Origin of the sequence: Stenotrophomonas sp. CASM110 (genome assembly GCF_049384345.1) — a bacterium.
Taxonomy (GTDB): domain Bacteria; phylum Pseudomonadota; class Gammaproteobacteria; order Xanthomonadales; family Xanthomonadaceae; genus Stenotrophomonas; species Stenotrophomonas muris.
The window spans coordinates 1-17,858 of the sequence record NZ_JBMRGI010000004.1; the positions used below are offsets into that span (position 1 = coordinate 1).

A 17,858-nucleotide genomic window follows, 5' to 3' on the forward strand; every position below is an offset into this window, starting at 1 on the left:
GTTTTCCTTCGGAAAACGGATCTGACCCCAAGAGCCGTTCCAACAGACCGCAGGAACCTGTCGAAGGCTACTGAAAATCCGCTGTTTGCGCTGTTGCCGGCCAGCGGCCGGCACTACCGCAGGTGCAGGGCTGCAAGCCCTGCCGAACACCACCCCTACTTCAAACGCAGCAGCAGACTGCCGCCCGCGCACATCACCGCCAGCCAGGCCACGCCGTGCCACCCCCACTGCGCCAGCGCCAGGCTGCCCAGCGCACCGCCAGCGGCCATGCCGATGAACATGCCGGTGAACAGCAGCGCGTTGAGCCGGCTGCGTGCCGGCGGCACCAGGCCATAGACCAGCGTCTGGTGCGCCACCAGCGCCGACTGGAAACCGAAGTCGAACAGCAGCGCACTCAGCACCAGCAGCGGCAGCAGCGCGGCGGCCGGCAGCCAGGCTTCGGCCAGCAGCAGGCCGAAGCCCAGCAGCGCCACCGCGATCGCCAACCGCGCCACGGCATGGCAACCCAGGCGATCAGCGAAACGTCCTGCGAACGGTGCGGCCAGCGCACCGGCCGCACCCGCAATACCGAACGCACCCGCCGCCGCACTGCCCAGGCCCAGGCGGGCATGCAGCATCAGCGCCAACGTCGACCAGAATGCGCTGAAGCCGACCGCCAGCAACGACTGGCTCGCCACCGCGCGGCGCAGCTGCGGCTGCTCGCGCCACAACGCCAGCAACGAGCCCAGCAACGCCGGATAGCGCAGCGTGCTGGTCGGTGCGAAACGCGGCAGCGCACGCGCCATCACTGCGCCCATCGCCGCCACCGATACCGCGGCCAGCACGAACTGCGTGCGCCAACCCCATGCCTCGGCCACCACGCCACTGACCACGCGCGACAGCAGGATGCCGAGCAGCAGGCCGGTCATTACCCGGCCGACGATCTGGCCGCGCTGTGCATCCGGCGCCAGCACCGCAGCGGCCGGCACGATGTCCTGCGCCAGCGTGGCCATCAACCCGACCAGCAAGCTGGCCATCAGCAGGCCCGGCAGGTGCCCGGCCATCGCTGCGGCGCCCAGTGCCAACGCCAGCAGCGCGGACTTCAACAGGATCAGGTGGCGGCGGTCGAAGCGGTCGCCCAACGGTGCCAGCAGCAGGATGCCCAGCGCGTAGCCGAGCTGGGTCAGGGTCGGCACCAGCCCGGCGGCGCGCTCACCTGCGCCAAGGTCCTGCGCGATCAGGCCCAGCATCGGCTGGCTGTAGTACAGCGAGGCGACCGAAAAGCCGGCGCCGGCCGCCATCGCCAGCACCAGCGGGGTGGAAGGCGCGTTCGCGGGTGCGACGACGGACAGCGAAGGGGTAGACATGGGGGAGTCCGGTGGAGGAAGTGGGCGTATCCTGCCCGTATTCGCCATGCGTCTGTAGTAGGCTCTTGCACATATGCTTCATACGTGACACGCATGAATGACCTCGCCACCGGCGCCGATCGCCTGGATCTGCTGCGCACCTTCCTGCGCATCGTCGATGCCGGCAGCCTGTCTGCCGCCGCCGTGCAGCTGGGCACCACCCAGCCGACGGTCAGCCGGCGCCTTCAGGCACTGGAGCGGCAGCTCGGCCTGCGCCTGCTGCAGCGCTCCACCCATGGCCTGCAGCTGACCGAAGATGGCCTGCGCTGCCAGCGCCATGCGCAACGCGTGGTCGACGAATGGGAGTCGCTGCAGGCCGAACTGCACGGCGAACCGGAAACGCTGCGCGGACGCCTGCGGGTGATGGTGCCGCATGCCTTCGGCCAGGCGCAGCTGCTGCCGACCATGCTCGCGTTCCTCGCCCAGCACCCACAGCTGAGCCTGGAGTGGATCCTGGAAGATCGTCGCCCGGATTTCATCGCCGAAGGCATCGACTGCGCGGTGCGGGTGGGACCGGTCGACGAACCGCGCATGGTCGCACTGCCGCTCGCCGAAGTGCCGCGCATCGTCGTGGCAGCGCCCTCGCTGGTGCAGGCCACCGCGATCAGCACACCAGAACAGGCGCAGGCACTGCCGTGGATTTCACTGGTCACCTACTACCGCGAACGCCTGCTGCTGCATGACGCGCAGGGGCGTGCGCATACCCTTTCGATCAGCCCGCGCCTGCTCAGCGACAACCTGTTCGTGGTGCAACAGGCCGCATGTGCTGGGCTGGGTGCAGCGGTGGTCTCGGCCTGGCTGGTGGCCGGAGACCTCGCACAAGGGCGGCTGGTGCAGCTGCTGCCGGACTGGCAGGCGCCGGCGCTGCCGGTACACGTGGTATTTCCCGCCGCGCGCCAGCAGCCGCCACGGCTGCGCGCCTTCATCGATGCGATGAAGGCCGCACTGCCGCAGCTGCACGGAATGCGGCCGGCACCGCGCTAGGTCACCGACCGCATAGAAGCCACAGGGTCGGATCCCTTCCCACGGGGAAGGGCTCTGACCCTGTCGATCACTGCGCCTTCGCCGCCTCGGCATTCCACGCCGCCACCTTGGCCCTGGTATCAGCCAACATCTTGTCCAGCGCGGCGCGGTCATACACGTTGCCACGCAGGATCACGCTGTCGATCTTTTCGGTGGCGGCAATGTCCTGCAGCGGGTTGGCGGTCAGCAGCACCAGATCGGCGGCCTTGCCTTGAGCAACACCCCCGTAACGATTCATCTGGCCGAACCAGGCCGGGCCGGAACGGGTCGCCGCCGACAGCGCCTGCGGCGCGCTCAAGCCTTCCTTCACGAACAGCTGCAGCTCCTGGTGCAGGGCGATGCCCGGGAAGTTGAACGAGTTGAGGAAGCCCGCATCGGTGCCGGCGATGATCGTCACGCCGGCTTCCTGCAGCATCGGCAGCACGGCGGCCACCTGGTGGTACTGCACATGGCGCGCTTCGATCTGCGCTGGCGTTGCCTTGGCGGCACGTTCAACGCGCCACTGGTAGGTCGCGCGCAGGCCCGGGCCGATGTAAGCCAGGTACGGATCGTTCGCGTGGTCATCCTGGTCAAGGAAATCGAGGATGCGGCCACCGTTGAGGGTCGGGGTCACGAACACGCCGCGCCTGGCGAAATCGCGGTAGGCATGCATCGCCGTATCGCGGTCGAAGCTGGCGTCGAGGCGGCGGTTGGCTTCGGCGCGGTCGATGCGGCCGGCACCGAAGTCGCCGGCAATCTGCGCCTCGTCCTTGCTCCCGGCCTTGAATGCGTAGTCCAGATGCTCGATCGAGGCCAGCCCGGCATCGATTGCCTGCTCCACGGTCAGCGCCATCGGGATGTGCCCCGACGCCTTGAATCCGGCATTGCGCGCGGCACTGGCCGAGTACAGGAACAGTTCCGGCTTCAGCGTGCTGTCGGTGATCTTCACGAAATCGACCTTGTCGTGCTGCAGGCGGGTGATCGCCTTGTCGACGTCAGCCTTGCTGCCCACTTCGATCGTGCCCTTCCAGACCGGCTTGAGGCCTTCGATCTTCGCGCCCGAGCTGAGCAGCCGCGGACCGAACAGCGTGCCCTTGGCAATTTCCCCGCGCCACTGCAGCACCTGCTCGGGCAGGTCGCCGGAACAGTCACGCACCGTGGTGATGCCGTGCGCGATGTACAGCGGCAGCAGTGCCTTGTTCTCTTCGATCAGCGCCGGGCCACCACCAAAGTGCACGTGCATGTCCCACAGGCCCGGGATCAGGTACTTGCCCTTGGCATCGATCTGGCGGGCCGCGCTCCATTGGCTGCGCAGCTGCGCGTCCGGGCCGACGGCGACGATGTCCTCGCCACGGATCACCACGCTCTGCCCGGCGCGGGTACTGGCGTGCTCGACATCGACCACGGTGGCATTGCGGATCAGCAGGTCGGCGCGCTCGGCGGCAGACGCCGACAGCGGTGCCACCGCAAGGAGGATGGCAAGGGACAACGGACGGGAACGGAACATGGACAGCATCCTGATGGGCACGCCCAGCGTGCGGGTGGAAGGGGTTTGCATTCAGCGCACCGCGCCGTGCTGGCGCAGCAGGGTCTCAATTCCGGTATAGCCGCGCTGGCGCGCGTGCGCCAGCGGCGTCACGCCGTCGCCGTCGGCAAGCTCCGGGTCGGCGCCGGCCTCCAGCAGCAACTGCACGATCTGCAGGTGGCGCGCACCGCCATCGCCGAGCAGGATCGCTTCCAGCAGCGCGGTCCAGTTCAGGCGGTTGACATGATCGACCGCCACACCGGCACGCAGCAGCGTGCGCACGGTGGCGACATGGCCGCGCTCGGCGGCCGGAATCAGCGCGGTGCCGCCATAGCGATTGGTACTGCGCAGATCGGCGCCATGCGCCAGGGTCATCGCCAGGATCTCATCCAGGCCCCGCGCGCCGGCGTACAGGTAGGCGCTGTCCTGCAACACATCCTTGGCATTGACGTCGGCACCGGCTTCGATCAGCTCGCGCGCGGCATCCACGTTGTTGCCCTGCGTGGCCAGCAGCAACGCCGTGCGACCCTGGCCATCGCGCGCCTCCAGCGTGGCGCCATCCTCGATCGCCTGCCGCACCGCATCGGCGTCGCCACGGCTGGCAGCATCCCGCAGGCGCGCGTCTGCGTCGGCCCGGGACGTGGCGGTGCAGGCGGGGGTGACCATGGCCAGCAGGCACAACAGCAGCACGCGCGTGAACGGCGCAGGCCAGCCAGCGGAATGATGGACGCGCATGACAGTGTCTCCTCATGTCCGTCGCCACGGAACGCCGTGCGACGGTAGCAACAGCCGGGCATTGCCGGCCCCTGCCCTGCATGGTAGAAGTCGGCCTGGGTATCCAGAAGTGAAATGTTCAAATGCAAGACAGTGCCAAATCGAATAGAACCCTGTTCGAACTGGACCTGCTGCGGGCGCTGGTGATGGTGGCCGACTGCGGCAGCTTCACCACGGCCGCCACCCGCCTGCATTCGACCCAGTCCACGGTCAGCCAGAAGGTGCGCCGCCTGGAAGAGCTGGCGGGGCATCGCCTGCTCGAGCGCGGCCACCGCGACGTGCACCCCACCGACGCCGGCCACACCCTGCTCGGCTATGCGCGGCGCATGCTCGACCTGAACGAGGAAATGGCGCAGGCGCTGGCCGGCGCCACCGTGGAAACCGCGGTGCGCATCGGTGTCCCCGAGGACTTCGTCAACGCGCAGACCACACGCGTGCTGGCCGCCTTCAGCCGCCGTCACCCACAGGTGAAACTGGAAATCAGCAGCGGCCTCAGCCGCGACCTGGCGCACGGCTTCGACCACGGTGAACTGGATCTTGTGCTGGTCAAGCAGCGACGCAACAGCCGCCAGGCGGTGCACTGCCGCCGCGAGCCGATGCACTGGATCGACAGCCTGCGCAGCAGCTGCCTGCAGCAGGACCCGCTGCCGCTGGTCACCTTCCCGCCGCGCGGGCTGTACCGCGACGAGATGATCCACGCCGTGGAAGCGCTGGGCCTGCGCTGGCGCATCGCCTTCACCAGCTCGTCGCTGAGTGGCATCCAGGGTGCCGTGGCCGATGGCATCGGCATCAGCCTGCTGCCCCGCCGCGCGGTCGCCCGCGATCATCGCATCATCGATGGTGAGCGCGACCTGCCGGTGATCGACAACTACGAAATCGGCCTGCTGCATCGTGCGGACGCCGACGATGCGGTGCGCGCGCTGGCCAGCGAGCTGTGGCGGCAGGTGCAGCGCGAACCGGATTGACCACTGCAACTGCAGTAGCGTGGGCCGCTGGCCGGCAGCCGCGACGGCAACATCGTCCCGCGTGGGGTCAGATCCGTTTTCCGAAACGGATCTGACCCCGAAGCGAAATCCGCGCATTGACCATCGAAAGCTGATCACGCCTGTCGCGCGGAAGTCACGGCTCTGCCGCTAGAGTGCCCCCTGTTTCCGTGCTCCACGGCATCGTGTCATGTCCGACGAAATCCCCGCCCGCTTCGAGCCCCTGCCCGCCGCCCTGCAGACGCACCTGAAGCACCAGCGCTCGCTGATCGCCGCGCGCGTGGCGGCCGGCTTCCCGACGTTGCCGGTGCAATGGCCGCTGGCGGCGAGCACACTGCAGCGCGTGGTCGATACCGAGCTGATCGACCGTGCCGACTGCGATGGCTGGGAAGCGCTGGGCGTGGCGTTCGGTGACACCCTGGCCCAGCGCGTGCCGGGGCTGGCCTGGATGCAGGTCACCGACGCCTGGGGCATCGATGCAGTGCTGCGTTATGCCGACAGCAGCCTGCAGATCGGCGCCAGCACACTGCTGCTCAAGCGCGTCGAACAGGGCGAAGTCATCGACATCGCCCACCTGCTTGCGTGGCTGGAAGCGTTCGTCGCTACCCGCGCCGACGATTACGCCTGACGACACATCGAGGTGGATCCATGCCATCCGTGGATGAATGAGACCACGCGATGGCTCCCTCCACGCACGGCGTGGATCTACAACCAGCGGCCGTCAACCACCACCCGGCGCTCCACCGGCACCCCGGCCACGGCCGCCGGGCCATGGTCCGCACGCACGGCCACGAACGTCGCCGGCCGGCCTTCGGCGATGCCGTGCTGCGGCAGCCCGATCACCTGCGCGCCATGGGTGGTGACCATGTCCAGCGCCAGCATCAGGTCGCCATCGGTGTAGAAGCCCGAGCGGTAGCCCAGCAGCATCGCGCGCTGCAGCAGGTCGCCGTTGCCGTACGGCCACCAGCAGTCGCGGATGTTGTCATTGCCGGCGAACACGCGCACGCCGGCGTCGTGCAATGCACGCAGCGGCGGGAACGGATGGTCGCCCGGCGCGTTGCTCATGATCGCAACGCCCGCCGTGGCCAGTGCTTCACCCACCTGCAGCGCGCGCGCCAGCGGCACGTCGCCCAGCGAGTAGGCATGGCTGACCGCAACGCGTCCCTGCAGGCCGGCGGCACGGGTGCGTGCGGCGATGCGCAGCAGCTGGGCCAGTCCGGTTTCGCCGGGCTCATGCAGGTGGATGTCCAGCTGCACGCCATAGCGCTCGGCCAGGCCGAACAGCAGGGCCAGCTGGCCTTCGGCATCGCCGTCGAGCGTGGTCGGATCTATGCCGCCCAGCACCTCCACCCCTGCGGCAAGGGCCTGCTCCAGTACGGCGGCGGTGCCGGGACAGGACATCACCCCGGCCTGCGGGAACGCCACCAGCTGGATCCGCATGATGTCGGCGCAGCGCAGCGCGGCCTCGCGCACTGCTTCGAGATGACGCAGGCCGGTGCTGCCGTCGACATCGACGTGACAGCGCATCGCCACCGTGCCGAAGCGGCTGCACTGGCGGATCAAGGCCTCGGCACGGTCCACCATTGGCGCCGCGCCCGCCACCGCGGCCTTCTCCACCGCCAGCCGCTCTCGCAGGCTGTTCACCGGCTGATGCGGGTGCCAGCGGTCGCCGACAAAACTCTTGTCCAGATGGATGTGGCCGTCGACCAGCCCGGGCAGGACTGCGAAGCCCTGCAGGTCGACGCATTCCGCTCCGTCGGCCGGCGAGGCCTCGCCATTGAGGCCACTGATGCGGCCGCCACGGATGTGGAAATGCAGTGGCGCGCCGTAGCGGTCTACACCGCCATGGACGAACTGAAGCGTCATCGGAAACTCCCGGAAAGCCAAGTCATGGCGCCATCCTGAGCGCTGGCACTGCCATCGGCCAACGAAATATCTGGATGCCATACATTCATCAGAACGATGAATGCCGCCGCGACGGCGGCTCGCAGCCACGCCGTGCACACGCCTGAACGGGTACCATAGGCGCCTGTTTCCGTTGTGATGCCGCATGGGCCCGTCCGACCGCCACGATCGTCTCCGCCGCTGGCAGGCCGCGTCTTTGCTGGCTGCTGCCCCGATGGCCAGCCTGTCCGCCACTGATGCGGCCGCCACCGCGCCGTTGCAGGCGCCGCCTGGCCAACAGCGCATCGCCCCGGCTGCGCTGGTCGAGCGGCTGCACCAGCGTGTGCTTTCCGGGCAGAGCGCCACCGCCACCCTGGAACACTGGTGCGCCGAACACGGCCTGGCCGAACAGGCGCGGGTGCGCGCGGTGCGTGTACACGGCCAGGACAAGACAGCACCGGCCGACGTGCTGCAGGCACTGGGTGCGAAACCCGGCACCGCCCTTCGCTACCGCCGCGTGCAGCTGGTCTGTGGCAGCCGCGTGCTCTCCGAGGCCGACAACTGGTACCTGCCGGACCATCTCAGCCCGGCCATGAACCAGGTGCTGGACAGCACCGACGAACCCTTTGGCCGCGTGGTTGGCCCGCTCGGCTTCCAGCGCCAGACACTGGCTGACCAGACCTTCTGGCCACCGCGTGGCGAAGGCGACCGCGGCGTGATCCTGGAAGTGCGCGCCCTGCTGCGCGATCGCCAGCAGCAGCCCTTCAGCTACGTCATCGAGTCGTACCTGCAGCAGGCACTGCCCTAGGCCACCGGCGCCCGCCATCACAGCGGACATCGACACAGCAGAAGGCCTGGCATTGCCGGGCCTTCTGTTTGCCAGCCGGATCAGCGGAACCGGTAGTCCAGCTGCAGCCAGTACTGGCGGCCATACGGGTCGTAGTTGCCAACCGGATAGAACGGCCAGCCGCCACCGTTCCTGTCCGCCGGCGGGCGGCTGTCACGCAGGTTGTTGACGATCACGCCCACCGACAGGTTCTCGCCGAACTGGCGGAACACGCTGGCGTTGTAGGTCATGTACGGCGCGATGCGGCCACTGCCATCGGTCTTCGGCAGTGAACCGAAACGGTTGCCGTACAGCGTGGTGGTCCAGTCACCCTGGTTCCAGGTGATGCTGCCATTGGCCTTGCTGCGCCACTGGTAGTCATCCAGCGAATTGCGGATGTCACGCTCCGGATCATCGGAGAACTGCCGGTACTTGTGCTCCAGCACCACGGTATAGGCCAGGCGCGTAGTGAAGCGGCCATAGCGGCCGGCATCGAAACGCCAGTTACCCTTCAGGTCCAGGCCACGCACCGATTCGGAGGCCGCGTTGATCGGATTGATCAGCACGCGGGTCACCTGGTCCGGCTGCACGGTTGCAGTGGACGGGTTGCGGATCACCCGCGACAGCGCGTCCTGGCACAGCGGTGAACCGATATCGCGCGCTTCGCCACCCAGCGTGCGGCCCAGGCGGCAATCGGCTTCGTCGCGCAGGATGCGGCTGGTATCGAGGCTGGTGACCTCGTTGTCGATGCGGATGTCGTAGTAGTCGGCACTGAAATCCAGGCCGGACAGCGGCGACCAGACCACGCCGAAACCATAGGATTTAGCGGTTTCCGGCTGCAGCTGCGCGTTGGCGCGGTTGCTGTAGTCGATCGACAGGCCGTTGTAGTCGCAGTTGTCGTACGACTGGCCTGCGGTGCGGCAGCGCCAGTAGTCGGTCATGCCCGGGTTGTAGCCGCGGGTCTCGGTCGCGAACACGTAGTTCATGTCCGGCGCACGGAAGCTGGTCGCAGCAGAGCCGCGGATCAACAGGCTCTCGATCGGGCGGAACTCGACGCCGAAGCTCCAGGTCGCCTTGCCGATGTGCTCGCCACCGGCGCGATACTGGTCATAGCGACCGGCCAGCGTCGTGGTCAGCGATTTCAGCAACGGCAACTGCAGCTCCACGCCGGCCGCATAGCGGTCACGATCACCGCCGGCACCGATACCGGCGCTGGTGTTCCAGAACTCGCCTGTGCCCAGTCGCGGGTCCGGGCGGTTGCGGTAGCCCTGGCTGCCGGCCTCGACCACCGCCGCCAATGCAGCGTCGCCACCGGGCAGCGCGAACAAACGGCCGTTGACGCTGGCGCTGAAGGTCTGCAGCCACGCCGCATTGCGGCTTTCCTGGTAGCCGGACAGGCCCTCGTATTCGCCCGGGGTCAATGGTTTGAACAGGCGTGCCGGGTCGGGCGCATAGACCTCAACGCCATTGCGTACGCCCAGCTTCGGACCGAGCAGGTATTCGTTGATGCCGGCCAGCAGCACCGGTCGGCGGGTGCGGTTCTCGTAACGCGAGCGGCTGTAGACCGCTTCGTAATCCCAACCGCTGTCGCCGATCTGGCCACGTGCGCCGACGTTGAACGACCACGAGTTTTCCAGGAAGCGGTTGGCATTGCGCGGCAGGCCGCCGATTTCCTCCGGCGCGAAGCGGCGGTACCAGCTTTCCAGGTTGCCGGTGGTCTGGTTGTAGAAGTAGTTGCGGGCCGAGGTCCAGGTCGGTGCACGCGTGTTGTTGTAGATCCGCGCGCTGCCCACGGCGACATCGGCGAACAGGTCGGTGCTCTCGTTGACGTGGAAGGTCAGCAGACCGTAGCCGTTGAGATTGCGCTTCTGGGTCTGCACGGTCCAGTAGCTGGCGGCGGCCTCGTTGCTGCCGCAGTACCAGCCCTGTCGCGGGTTGTTGGCACGGAACACGCTGCCGCCATAGATGTCCGACGCGGCGTCGCAGCCGTTGACGCCCGGATCGATGTTGCGGCCGGTGGCAGCATTGCGCCGATAGGCGATCGCGGTCGCCTGCGGCGCCTTGCCGGCCGGGTCATCGTCCAGCGAATCCATGAAGTCGCGCTGGCGCGCGTGGATCGCCTTGCGCACGTCGAACTCGAAACCGAACAGGCCGTCCCAGCGCTCGCCGGAACTGCCGCCCACCACCTGCACGCGCTGGTTGTCACCGCCGCCCTGCTGGGTGCCGCCGGCGCGCACGTTCACGTCCACGCCTTCAAAGCGGTCCTTGAGGATGATGTTGACCACACCGGCAATGGCGTCGGAGCCGTACACCGCCGACGCACCGGCAGCCAGCACTTCGATGCGTTCGATCAGGGCGCTGGGAATGTTGGCCAGGTTGACAACGTTCACCGAGCCTTCGTAGGCCAGCGGGTAGTCGGCCTGGCGACGGCCGTTGACCAGCACCAGCGTGCGGTTCGGACCCAGCCCGCGCAGATTGATGGTGTTGGCGGCCGGCGTGAACGTATTGCCGAAATCCTCGCCCTGCACGTTGCCGGTGTTCTCGGTCAGCGCGCTGAGGGCGTCGAAGGCATTACGGTAGCCCTGTGCGTCGATCTGCTCGCGGCTGATCACCGTCACCGGCGAGGGTCCCTCGACACTGGCACGTGGAATGCGCGAGCCGGTGACCTTCACTTCCTGCAATGTGGTGGGCGCGCTTTCCTGCGCGAAGGCCGGCAGCGAGGCCAGCATCAGGGACGACAGCGCGAGCACCAGCGGACGCGGGCGCATCGCCTTGTGGGAGGCGGACATGGGCTTCCTGAGGGGAGTGGGCGGGTGGTACGGGAGCCGCAGCCGGTACGACACATAACGATCCCGTAACGAAAGTTTCCTGAATGGGTGGTTTCAACGGAAATGACCAGCCCTGATGGGCTTATGCCTGAACCGAATCAGACGCGTTTACGGCACCACCCCACTTTTGCAATGAATTGCATGGCCTGGCGCGTCAGTGATGCGCATCGTGCCGGGATGACCAACAGCGCCCCTTCCACCCACTTCGCTCCACTACGACCCGTCCTGCGCCGCCACTTGCTCCACCTCCAGGCCACGCCCATCACCCTGCGTTCGTTCCAGCGCACCGACCTGCCACGCTGGCGTGCCTTCGACGACCGTCGCCAGCGCGGCCAACGGCCGTCCTACGGCATTGATGAAGAGGCGCGGTTCCTCGCCAGCGTCTATCGTTCACGCCTGCAGGAAGACAACGACCTGCTGGTGCTGGGTGTGTTCGACGACGTGCAGGGCGTACTGCACGACCAGCTGCATATCCGCCTGCAGTCGCTGCACTCGCGCTGCGCCGAGCTGCAATCGCTGCAGCACCGGCACCCCCATCCGCAGGCGGCACTGCGGGCACTGTGCCCGTTCCTGTTCGACGATGTCGGCCTGCACCGCCTCTTCGTGCTGCTGCCGCCAGGCTGCACCAGCCCGTTTGCCCAGGCGCTGCAGGCCCATGGGTTCATCCGCGAAGGGATCCTGCGCGACTACCATCTGGACGCGCAGGGATGGCATGACCGTCAGCTGCTGGCGCTGACCGCGTCGGCCTGGCGCAGCTGCCAGCAGCCGATCGGCTAGCGCACCCGCTCCAGTGCCGCACCGGCACCGGTCAAGACCGTGCAGGCATGGTCCTGTAGTTCCTCGCCGCTGGCATCGTTGCCGCTGGCGGCATCCACGCGGGTAGCCAGCAGGATGAAGCCGGGGCCGCCCCGCACCTCGCCGCGCCCGGCCACCACCAGGCTCCACTGGCCCACATCGCCCACGCCGCTCAGGCCATAGGCCAGCAGATTGAGCGGATTGGCGGTCAGTTCTGCACCGGGCAGCAGATAGGCCTGGTACTGATGCCCGCGCAGCGGCACCGGAAACGGTGACCAGCGCGGACCGAGCGCACCGGCATGTGCATCCAGTGCCTGCAGCACATCCGCGCGCAGGCAGTCGACATGGATATGCAGCTGGTGCTGCGAGCGACCGTGCGGCGAATTCAGTGCCAGGCTGGCCACGCTGCGCGGCAGCGGCCGGCCCAGGGCTTGTTCGGTATGCCCGCGCGCCTGCCAGGCGGCCGCAAAATAGTTGGGTACCCCACGCTGGTACAGGCCGTGGCTCTCGATGCCACTGACCTTGTCCAGCGGCATCAGCAGGAACTGGTAGTCACCGTGCGCATCCTTGACCAGCACGTCGCGGCGGTCGGCCGCCGTCTCCACCCGCAGGCAACTGCCACGCGGTCCTTCCACCGCCTTGCAGTCACGCTCGATCAAGCGCCACAGCGCATCGGAATGGGCCGGCGGTGGAGGTGGCGCGCTGGCGCAGGCGGACAACAGCAGCAGGGACGACAGCAGCAAAGGGCGCAGGGACACGGCAGCAACTCACGGAACAGGCACGGCAGATGGCGCCGCGCTGCATTCTAGCCAGTGCAGTGCTGCAGTCAGTAGGTGCCGAACGGCACTTCAACCACGAACGGGGCCTCGCCGTCGCCGCCCTGCAGGGTGTAGCGGTCCAGCGCGCCATCATCATCGGCGTGCGGCTGGCGCTGGAAATGCACGGAATAACGGTTGTCGCCCAGCAGGACGGCACTGCCATCGTCCTCCAGGGCGGCGCCCTCGGGGATCAGCAGCCCACCCAGGTCGCTGTAGGCCCCGGGCACATCGGCGAAGCCGTAGTCTGCCAGTTCGTCCACACGCTGCATCGCATAGACATGCGGCAGATAAGGACGCGCCGGGCTGCGGCCATTGCTCAGGTCGGTCACCCAGGCCTGCGGCAGGTGGTACTGCTCGCGCAGCGCGGCCACGCCCAGCGACGGGCTGGCCACCTGCAGGCAACACACCGCCCGCTTGCCTTCACGGTCGAGGACGGCGAAACGGTCGCCGCGGGTCGCCGCCTGCGGCAGCATGGCGAAGGCCAGATTGCGCTGGGCCGGCGCGTAGCCGGCCTCGGTCTGAAGGTTGCGCCACGCGCCGAACACCGGCGTTTCCGCGGCTGCGGCCGGCACTGGCTCGGCGGCAGTGGCGGCACACGCCACGGCCAGCACCGATACTGCAAGTACCGTCATCGCCCTGCGCTTGTCGCGGAAACTGTCTGCCGTCATACCGTATCCAGCACCTGCACCGGAATGGCCCGGCCTGCCCGCTGGCGCGATGCCAGTCATCCCTCCCACTATGCAGTGGCTACGCCGTGCCGGCAATGACCGGGGCGCTGACGCCTTTCGCGCGCCGGGTGCTATCGTTCCGCCCATCTTCCCTGCGCAGGAGCGCTGCATGTCCGCCTTCCGTCTGTCCCTGTTGCTACCCGCGTCGGCCCTGCTGCTGTCGGCCTGCGTCAGCACCCCCGGTCCGCAGGTCAAGGGTACCGGCCACTGCGACGCCAGCCAGCTGGGCTGGGCAATCGGCCAGCCTGCCAATGAGCCCAACATCCGCCGCCTGTCCAGCGAAAGCGGTGCCGGCCTGGTCAACCCGATCGGCCCCAACACCATCACCACCAAGGACATCCGCCACGACCGCCTGCGTGTGTACGTGGACAAGGACAACATCATCACCGCCACCCGCTGCGAGTAGGCGCTGTAGAGCCGAGCCCATGCCCGGCTGCGCTTCCGTGACAGCCGAGCGCAGGCTCGGCTCTACAGCTCAGGGCTCGGTATACCCCGCGCAGTCCGGCAGCGCCTGGTCGGGGTGGAACACCCCATCACTGAAGCGGAACAACCGCGTGTAGCTGCACGCCGGGTCCTGCTCGGTGCGCAGGTCCTTCTTCTTCAACGGCCCCTTGGCCAGCGAATCCTCGAAGCGTGAGACACCGGCCGGGAACCGCGTCGCCACCGTCTGGTAGCGCAGCACCGGCATGCCCCCGGCGGCGGTATCCAGCGCCAGCCTTGCCGAGAACCCGTACTCGTCGTGGCAGGCACCGGCGCGCTGCTTCATGTCCTGCTCGCTGAAACAGGCGCGGATCATCGCGTTGCCCAGCCATGGCAGGGTCAGCACGTCGTCGTCCACCTGGATGTCATCCTGCAGGTGACGCACGCGCGCCAGCTGCAGCGTGGACGCGTCGGCACCACCGCCTGAGTACATCGTGCTGAATTTGACGATACCGCCCACCAGCACGTTCTGGCGGGCGCGCTGCCGCGGGTCGCTCACTGCCTCATCGCTGCCAACGCCAGGCGCAAGCCGCACGATCCACGGCCACAGCGAAAGCTCGCTTTCCTGCGGCACGTCGATGCTGACGTGGTAGACGTGCGGCTCGCTTTCGCCGGCCTCCCGTTCAGAGACTTCCAGCGTCGTCGGCCGATCGCCGTCCTCGGCCACCGGCTGCACACGCACGCACCAGGCACGATCGAGGGTGCAGTACTGCATGCGTGCTTCGCCCTGCCCTCCCTGTTCCAGCACCTGCCCCAGCGGCTCCATCACGTTGCCGGCGGCGTCGCGCTGCTGCGGCAGGATCGCGGACTGCGCCAGCACCAGCAGCGGTGTTCCCAGCAATGCAGCGCACAGGGTCGCGCGGGCAACGATGGTGGGCATGGGCGGCTCCTGCGTACGGGATTCCGATGGTAACCGCTGTCCGGGTGGGGCTGAGCCATGCTCGACGGCTGTCTGTCGGGAAGAGCAGCCGAGCATGGGCTCGGCTCTACATCATCCGCAGTCGCAGCCACCCCACCCTTTTTCCTTCGAGGTCTGGCCGATGCCCGGATTGAACGTATTGCTCGGGTCCAGCTGCCGATAGAACCCGGCCAGGGCCGGCTTGGCCGGGTATAGGTGGCCGACATTGTGCTCGGCCGGATACTCGGCGCCGCGCTGGTCCAGCAGCGCCCACATCGCGTGCTCGATCGCCATCGGGTCTTCGCCCTTGCGTGCGATGTAGTCCTGGTGGAACACATGGCACAGGAAGTGCCCGTAATACAGCTTGTGCAGCAGGCGGCCATCGATATCGGCCGGCAACTGCTCGAACCAGTCGGCATCATCGCGGCGCAGGGCGATGTCCAGCGCCACGATATCCTGCACCTGGTCCCGATGCACTTCGCGGTAGCGCACCGCCGCGCCGGCCACCGCGAAGCGATGCAGGAACGCCTTGCGCCCCTCATCGGCCGTGCAGTGGAAGTAACCACCCTCATGATCGGCGAAGAAGCCGCGCAGCCAGGCCTCGGTTGCCGCCGCGTCCTGTGCGGAGACCTTCAGCAACAGGTGATGCTCGTAGCGCTGGCGGAATTCACCCATGCGCCTGGGCAGGTGCGAGGGCAGCAGGCCGGTCAGCACCTGCATCACCCGGTCGGTCACCCCGCGCAGGCCCAGCCGCTCGAACCATCCATCGACCCGGCTCTTCAATGCGAACGCGGCGGGCACACGGGAAGTGCCGAGGCGGTCGATCAACAGGAAGCTGTCCTTGCCGTAGCGCTCGCCGATGTCATAGGCATCGCGGTGGATGTACTCGCCGGCAATCGGCAGGCGCTCGAAGCCGGTCAGCAGCTGGCGTCGGATCGCAGTGAGGCTGTCGGTGCGGTTGCTGCCGATGTAGAAGACCTCGGCGGGCTCCTTTTCGAAGGTATCCAGGCGCACCGCGAACACCGCCAGCTTGCCGGCCGAACCGGCCGCTTCGAAGTGGCGGCTGGGGTCGGCGTTGAAGCGTGCCGGCGTATCGGCATCGACCCGGCGCACTTCCTCGGCGTAGCGTGGATCAGACGCGGCGCGGCCATCGCCGTTACCCACGTCGTCAGCGGCATAGTCACCGGCCTGCAGGCGCTGCAGGATCTGCTCGGGCGTATCACCCAGCGCGATGCCGAGGTGGTTGACCAGCTGCAACTGGCCCTGCGCATCGACCTGCGCATACAGCGCCAGCTCGGTATAGGCCGGGCCACGGCGCACCAGCGCGCCGCCGGAGTTGTTGCAGATGCCGCCCAGCACCGAGGCGCCGATGCAGGAGGAGCCGATCACCGAATGCGGTTCGCGGCCCAGCGGTGCCAGGGTCTGCTCCAGGCGGTCGAGCGTGGCGCCGGGCAGGCACAGCACCTGGCGGCCCTCGTTCAACAGCTGGATGCCGGTCAGGCGCAGCGTGCTGACCAGCACGATCGGGCGCCCATAGTCGTCCCCATCCGGGGTCGAGCCACCGGTCAGGCCGGTATTGGCCGCCTGCAGGATGATCGCCGCTCCGCCCTGCACCGCTGCCTGCAGCACATACCACAGTTCCAGCAAGGTACCTGGGCGCACCACCGCCAGCACCGGGCCATCGCCGAAGCGGTAGCCACGACGGAAGCGGCGCGTGGCCTTGTCGCCGGTCAACACATGGCGGCTGCCGACCGCGTCGCGCAACTGCGCCAGCACGGCGTCATGGCCACTCATGGCAGGTTGACCAGCGAATCGCGGCTGATGTCGGCGATGCGGCGCGCGCCGGTCAGTGTCATCGCCACGCGCATCTCCTTGGCGATCAGGTCCAGCAGGTTGGCCACGCCGGCCTCGCCCTGCGCGGCCAGCGCATAGACGAAGGCGCGCCCCAGCAGCACGGTATCGGCCCCCAGCGCCAGCATGCGCACCACGTCCAGGCCGGTACGGATGCCCGAATCGGCGAGGATCTTCAGGTCGCCCTGCACCGCATCGGCGATGGCCGGCAATGCACGTGCGGTAGACAGCACGCCATCCAGCTGGCGACCACCGTGGTTGGAAACCACGATGCCATCGGCACCGAACCTGACCGCATCGCGCGCATCATCCGGGTCGAGGATGCCCTTGATCACCATCGGGCCCTTCCAGAACTCGCGGATCCACTCCAGGTCCTTCCACGAAATGGACGGATCGAAGTTGCTGCCCAGCCAGCCGATGTAATCCTCCAGCCCGGTCGGGTTGCCGCGGTAGGTGGAGATGTTGCCCAGGTCATGCGGACGGCCGAACAGGCCGACGTCCCACGCCCACTGCGGATGGGTGACGGCCTGGCCGATGCGGCGCAGCGAGGCATTCGGGCCGCTCATGCCGGAGTGTGCATCACGGTAGCGCGCGCCCGGCACCGGCATGTCCACGGTGAACACCAGCGTGGTCACGCCGGCGGCCTGTGCCCGCTCCAGCGCATTGCGCATGAAGCCACGGTCGCGCAGCACGTACAGCTGGAACCACATCGGCCGCTGGATGGCCGGTGCCACTTCCTCGATCGGGCACACCGATACGGTGGACAGGGTGAACGGGATGCCCCGGCTGTCGGCCGCGCGCGCCGCCTGCACTTCACCGCGGCGGGCATACATGCCGGTCAGGCCGACCGGCGCCAGCGCCACCGGCATTGCCAGCGTTTCGCCGAACAGCTCGGTTTCCAGGCTCAGATCGGACATGTTGCGCAGGATGCGCTGGCGCAGCGCGATGTCGGACAGGTCGGAAACGTTGCGCTTCAGCGTGTGCTCGGCATACGCGCCGCCATCGATGTAGTGGAACAGGAACGGCGGCAGCCGGCGTTGCGCTGCGGCACGGTAATCGGTGGAGGCGGAGATGATCATGG

The 17,858-nt window shown here is 67.8% G+C and carries 16 protein-coding genes; 6 read left to right on the forward strand and 10 right to left on the reverse strand.

What is annotated here, in order from left to right; translation table 11 throughout:
- Window positions 1–155: 155 nt before the first annotated feature.
- Window positions 156–1,346: an MFS transporter gene (locus VG561_RS03925; RefSeq protein ID WP_262093147.1), complete on the reverse strand. Its 1,191-nt coding sequence runs from the start codon at window positions 1,344–1,346 to the stop codon at window positions 156–158.
- Between the two features lie 93 nt (window positions 1,347–1,439).
- Between VG561_RS03925 and VG561_RS03930 the strand changes: the two genes are divergently transcribed.
- Window positions 1,440–2,369, forward strand: coding sequence for a LysR family transcriptional regulator (locus tag VG561_RS03930; RefSeq protein ID WP_014647478.1), 930 nt, complete (start codon window positions 1,440–1,442; stop codon window positions 2,367–2,369).
- A gap of 67 nt (window positions 2,370–2,436) precedes the next feature.
- Here the strand turns inward: VG561_RS03930 and VG561_RS03935 are convergent, their stop codons facing one another.
- Together VG561_RS03935 and VG561_RS03940 are read right to left on the reverse strand one after the other, a co-directional pair.
- Window positions 2,437–3,894 carry an amidohydrolase family protein gene (locus VG561_RS03935; protein ID WP_075076518.1) on the reverse strand — a complete coding sequence of 486 codons (1,458 nt, stop codon included), beginning with the start codon at window positions 3,892–3,894 and terminating at the stop codon, window positions 2,437–2,439.
- Between the two features lie 51 nt (window positions 3,895–3,945).
- Window positions 3,946–4,647, reverse strand: coding sequence for an ankyrin repeat domain-containing protein (locus VG561_RS03940; protein WP_049440918.1), 702 nt, complete (start codon window positions 4,645–4,647; stop codon window positions 3,946–3,948).
- A 122-nt stretch (window positions 4,648–4,769) separates the two neighbouring features.
- Here VG561_RS03940 and VG561_RS03945 point away from each other — a divergent pair, with 122 nt between their 5' ends.
- Together VG561_RS03945 and VG561_RS03950 are read left to right on the forward strand one after the other, a co-directional pair.
- On the forward strand, window positions 4,770–5,651 hold the full coding sequence (locus VG561_RS03945) for a LysR substrate-binding domain-containing protein (RefSeq protein WP_075076517.1): 882 nt from the start codon (window positions 4,770–4,772) through the stop codon (window positions 5,649–5,651).
- Between the two features lie 208 nt (window positions 5,652–5,859).
- A complete protein-coding gene (locus tag VG561_RS03950; RefSeq protein WP_262093146.1) occupies window positions 5,860–6,297 on the forward strand; it encodes a DUF3806 domain-containing protein in 438 nt (145 codons plus the stop codon).
- Between the two features lie 77 nt (window positions 6,298–6,374).
- Here the strand turns inward: VG561_RS03950 and VG561_RS03955 are convergent, their stop codons facing one another.
- The gene (locus VG561_RS03955) at window positions 6,375–7,535 is read right to left on the reverse strand and encodes an amidohydrolase family protein (protein ID WP_262093145.1); all 1,161 of its coding nucleotides are present in this window, start codon (window positions 7,533–7,535) and stop codon (window positions 6,375–6,377) included.
- A 184-nt stretch (window positions 7,536–7,719) separates the two neighbouring features.
- Here VG561_RS03955 and VG561_RS03960 point away from each other — a divergent pair, with 184 nt between their 5' ends.
- Window positions 7,720–8,361, forward strand: coding sequence for a hypothetical protein (locus tag VG561_RS03960; RefSeq protein ID WP_014647484.1), 642 nt, complete (start codon window positions 7,720–7,722; stop codon window positions 8,359–8,361).
- 80 nt (window positions 8,362–8,441) lie between these two features.
- On the opposite strand, the gene VG561_RS03965 is transcribed toward VG561_RS03960, so the two are convergent.
- Window positions 8,442–11,168, reverse strand: a complete 2,727-nt coding sequence (locus tag VG561_RS03965) for a TonB-dependent receptor domain-containing protein (protein WP_164077367.1) — start codon at window positions 11,166–11,168, stop codon at window positions 8,442–8,444.
- Window positions 11,169–11,348: 180 nt separating this feature from the next.
- Between VG561_RS03965 and VG561_RS03970 the strand changes: the two genes are divergently transcribed.
- Window positions 11,349–11,984 carry a GNAT family N-acetyltransferase gene (locus VG561_RS03970; protein ID WP_075076513.1) on the forward strand — a complete coding sequence of 212 codons (636 nt, stop codon included), beginning with the start codon at window positions 11,349–11,351 and terminating at the stop codon, window positions 11,982–11,984.
- Here the strand turns inward: VG561_RS03970 and VG561_RS03975 are convergent.
- Both VG561_RS03975 and VG561_RS03980 read right to left on the reverse strand, forming a co-directional pair.
- Window positions 11,981–12,760: a CDP-diacylglycerol diphosphatase gene (locus VG561_RS03975; RefSeq protein ID WP_041863570.1), complete on the reverse strand. Its 780-nt coding sequence runs from the start codon at window positions 12,758–12,760 to the stop codon at window positions 11,981–11,983. The two genes, VG561_RS03970 and VG561_RS03975, sit on opposite strands and share 4 nt — an antisense overlap.
- A gap of 68 nt (window positions 12,761–12,828) precedes the next feature.
- On the reverse strand, window positions 12,829–13,488 hold the full coding sequence (locus tag VG561_RS03980) for a decarboxylase (RefSeq protein WP_142234897.1): 660 nt from the start codon (window positions 13,486–13,488) through the stop codon (window positions 12,829–12,831).
- 169 nt (window positions 13,489–13,657) lie between these two features.
- Here VG561_RS03980 and VG561_RS03985 point away from each other — a divergent pair, with 169 nt between their 5' ends.
- Entirely contained in the window at window positions 13,658–13,954 is a 297-nt protein-coding gene (locus VG561_RS03985) for a hypothetical protein (RefSeq protein WP_014037553.1), read from the forward strand.
- A 69-nt stretch (window positions 13,955–14,023) separates the two neighbouring features.
- Here VG561_RS03985 and VG561_RS03990 read toward each other — a convergent pair whose 3' ends face one another.
- From VG561_RS03990 to lldD, 3 genes are all read right to left on the reverse strand, one after another.
- Complete coding sequence (locus VG561_RS03990) at window positions 14,024–14,908, reverse strand: hypothetical protein (RefSeq protein WP_423179390.1); 885 nt, start codon at window positions 14,906–14,908, stop codon at window positions 14,024–14,026.
- A 111-nt stretch (window positions 14,909–15,019) separates the two neighbouring features.
- The gene (gene dld, locus VG561_RS03995) at window positions 15,020–16,720 is read right to left on the reverse strand and encodes a D-lactate dehydrogenase (protein WP_423179391.1); all 1,701 of its coding nucleotides are present in this window, start codon (window positions 16,718–16,720) and stop codon (window positions 15,020–15,022) included.
- Window positions 16,717–17,856 carry an FMN-dependent L-lactate dehydrogenase LldD gene (gene lldD / locus VG561_RS04000; RefSeq protein ID WP_423179392.1) on the reverse strand — a complete coding sequence of 380 codons (1,140 nt, stop codon included), beginning with the start codon at window positions 17,854–17,856 and terminating at the stop codon, window positions 16,717–16,719. The genes dld and lldD overlap by 4 nt, the downstream gene beginning before the upstream one ends.
- Between the last annotated feature and the right edge of the window lie 2 nt (window positions 17,857–17,858).